The following is a 3,130-nucleotide window of genomic DNA, read 5'->3' as shown; positions in this document are numbered from 1 at the left end:
GATCGTGTCCGAAAACCGGTATCCGCTTTTCGGGATCATCCGCCAAGCATATCGCAGCGCGGTGGCGGCGTCAGGCGTTGCGAGCCGCCCGACGCCGCGACGCGTTCAGGTTTCCTTGAAGCGATAACCGACGCCGTACAGGGTCTCGATCATCTCGAAGTCGTCGTCGACCATCTTGAACTTCTTGCGCAGCCGCTTGATGTGGCTGTCGATGGTGCGGTCGTCGACATAGACCTGATCATCATAGGCGGCATCCATCAGCGCGTTGCGCGACTTGACGACGCCCGGGCGCAGGGCGAGCGCCTGCAGGATCAGGAATTCGGTGACGGTCAGCGTCACCGGCTCGTTCTTCCAGGTGCAGGTGTGACGCTCCGGGTCCATCCGCAGCAGGCCGCGGTCGAGCGCCTTGGCATCGTTCTCCTTCGGCACCGCGGCGGGATCCTTCGGCGCCGAGCGCCGCAGCACCGCCTTGACGCGCTCGACCAGGAGGCGCTGCGAGAACGGCTTCCGGATGAAATCGTCGGCGCCCATCTTGAGGCCGAACAGCTCGTCGATCTCCTCGTCCTTGGAGGTGAGGAAGATCACCGGCAGGTCGGACTTCTGCCGCAGCCGCCGCAGCGTCTCCATGCCGTCCATCCGCGGCATCTTGATATCGAGGATCGCCAGGTCAGGCGGTGAGGTGCGGAAGCCATCGAGGGCCGACGCGCCATCCGTGTAGGTCATGATCCGGTAGCCCTCGGCTTCCAGAGCGATCGAAACGGATGTGAGAATGTTGCGGTCGTCGTCGACCAAGGCGATTGTCGGCATGAAGCTCTTTCCGAAAGGCGTGGCTAGACCGCGAAGCGATTCGGCGATCCGGGTGAGGCGGTTGCCCAAAAAGCACAGTCAACGAGCAATGCAAGCTGGGCTGAAATGTGGCCGGTTCCCAAAACCCGCGAGCGGAGGCGGGCGGGCATTGATATAGGCCCGTTTTCTGGGCATCAACACCCCTCCGGTCACGATTGGCGGAATAAACCCGATGCAGCCGACTGACGATTTTGATCCCGTCCGGGTCGCCAAATCGCTCCTGCGCCGCCGGCGGGAGGGCGCGCTGGCGACGCTGATGCGGGACAGCGGTGCGCCGTATTGCTCACTGGTGAATCTGGCCAGCGCGCCGGACGGCTCGCCGGTGCTGCTGATTTCCCGCCTGGCGGTCCACACCCGCAACCTGCTGGCCGATCCCCGGGTGTCGCTGATGCTGGACGAACGTGCCGCCGGCGATCCGCTGCAGGGCGCCCGCATCATGCTGATGGGCGACGCGGTGGCGGCGGAGGACGCCGAGCTGCCGGCGCTGCGCAGGCGGTATCTGGCCGCACATCCGGGCGCCGAGGCCTACATCGATTTCAAGGATTTTTCCTTGTACCGGATTATTACCAGCGGCGCGCATCTCGTCGCCGGGTTCGGCCGCATCGTCGATCTGGCTGCTGCTGAGTACCTGACCGATCTGTCCGATGCACAAGATCTGCTCGATGCCGAACAATCAGCCGTCGAGCACATGAATGTAGATCATTTGATCGCATTGAACCTGTATGCGACCAAGCTGCTCGGCGCCGCCGCGGCAGATTGGCGCTGCACCGGGCTCGATCCGGAAGGCCTCGATCTGCAGGCTGACGCGATGACGCTGAGGCTGGAATTCCCAAAACGGGTCACGACTGCGGCGCAGCTTCGCGACATGCTCAAACGCATGGCAGACATGGCGCGCAACGCGCCGTGACTTGAGCCACCTCAATGTCTTCCGGCGGTAAACGAAATACTGCCGCCCGGCTTGGCAACGCCATCGTTCGCCACTATTTAGTCGCGCCACTGGACACAGCCGGTATATATTGGCGTCACCGCGGGCTGAAGCGCATTGGCGGCAATCGCGCGACCGGGACAACGCGGACTCGAGGAGGATCTATTCGTGCAAGAGACGGGCGTGCATAACGGTGCTCATGGCGCCGATAAATTCGGGCTTAAAAATCTCAAAGGCGTGTACTGGAATTTCGGCGCGCCGCAGCTCTATGAGCATGCGCTGGAAAACGGCGAAGCCGTGCTGTCCGCCGATGGCGCGCTGTGCGCCGACACCGGCGTGTTCACCGGCCGCAGCCCGAAGGACAAGTTCACCGTCCGCGACGCCACCACCGAGAACACCATGTGGTGGGGTGGTAATCAGTCGATCACCGCCGATCAGTTCGAGACATTGTATCAGGACTTCCTGAAGCACGCCGAAGGCATGCAGCTGTTCGCGCAGGATCTCTACGGCGGCGCCGATCCGTCGTTCCAGATCAAGACCCGCGTCTTCACCGAGCTCGCCTGGCACTCGCTGTTCATCCGCACGCTGCTGCGCCGTCCCGAGCGCGCCGACCTCGCCTCCTTCGTTCCCGAACTCACCATCATCGACCTCCCGAGCTTCCGCGCCGATCCCAAGCGCCATGGCTGCCGCTCCGAAAACGTCGTCGCGATCGACTTCGCCCGCAAGATCGTGCTGATCGGTGGTACGCAGTACGCCGGCGAAATGAAGAAGAGCGTGTTCACCACGCTGAACTACTACCTGCCCGAGAAGGGCGTGATGCCGATGCACTGCTCGGCGAATGTCGGCCCGCAGGGCGACACCGCGATCTTCTTCGGCCTGTCCGGCACCGGCAAGACCACGCTGTCGGCCGACCCGAACCGCACCCTGATCGGCGACGACGAGCACGGTTGGGGCAAGGACGGCGTGTTCAACTTCGAAGGCGGCTGCTACGCCAAGTGCATCAAGCTGTCGCCGGAAGCCGAGCCGGAGATCTTCGCGGCCTCGAACATGTTCGGCGCCGTGCTCGAGAACGTCGTGCTCGACGAAGTCACCCGCAAGCCGGACTTCGACGACGGCTCCAAGACCGAGAACACCCGTTCGGCCTATCCGCTCGAGTCGATCCCGAACGCTTCGCGCACCGGCCGTGCCGGCCAGCCGAAGAACGTGGTGATGCTCGCCGCCGACGCCTTCGGCATCATGCCGCCCATCGCCAAGCTCTCGCCGGCGCAGGCCCTGTACCATTTCCTGTCGGGCTACACAGCCAAGGTGGCCGGAACCGAGCGCGGCGTGACCGAGCCGGAGGCGACGTTCTCGACCTGC

Annotated in this window: 3 protein-coding genes; 2 read left to right on the top strand and 1 reads right to left on the bottom strand. The window is 63.9% G+C overall.

Annotation, left to right across the window (positions count from 1 at the left end; genetic code table 11):
• Positions 1-105: 105 nt before the first annotated feature.
• A complete protein-coding gene (locus ACOJTD_RS10500) occupies positions 106-807 on the bottom strand; it encodes a response regulator transcription factor (RefSeq protein WP_420132860.1) in 702 nt (233 codons plus the stop codon).
• Between the two features lie 211 nt (positions 808-1,018).
• Here ACOJTD_RS10500 and ACOJTD_RS10495 point away from each other — a divergent pair, with 211 nt between their 5' ends.
• Both ACOJTD_RS10495 and ACOJTD_RS10490 read left to right on the top strand, forming a co-directional pair.
• Positions 1,019-1,753 (top strand): HugZ family protein, encoded by a 735-nt coding sequence (locus ACOJTD_RS10495; protein ID WP_420132859.1) that lies wholly within the window; start codon positions 1,019-1,021, stop codon positions 1,751-1,753.
• Between the two features lie 186 nt (positions 1,754-1,939).
• On the top strand, positions 1,940-3,130 hold a 1,191-nt coding region (locus ACOJTD_RS10490; RefSeq protein ID WP_420132858.1), incomplete at its 3' end, for a phosphoenolpyruvate carboxykinase (ATP).

Source organism: Rhodopseudomonas sp. (assembly GCF_048594845.1).
In the GTDB taxonomy this organism is placed as follows: domain Bacteria; phylum Pseudomonadota; class Alphaproteobacteria; order Rhizobiales; family Xanthobacteraceae; genus Rhodopseudomonas.
The sequence above is the reverse complement of the archived record's forward strand: the minus strand, read 5'-3'. Positions and strand labels throughout refer to the sequence as shown.

Bases quoted from the DNA above. Each gene is read 5' to 3' on its own strand.
- ACOJTD_RS10500 (WP_420132860.1), bottom strand. From the start codon at position 807: ATGCCGACAATCGCCTTGGTCGACGACGACCGCAACATTCTCACATCC.
- ACOJTD_RS10495 (WP_420132859.1), top strand. From the start codon at position 1,019: ATGCAGCCGACTGACGATTTTGATCCCGTCCGGGTCGCCAAATCGCTC.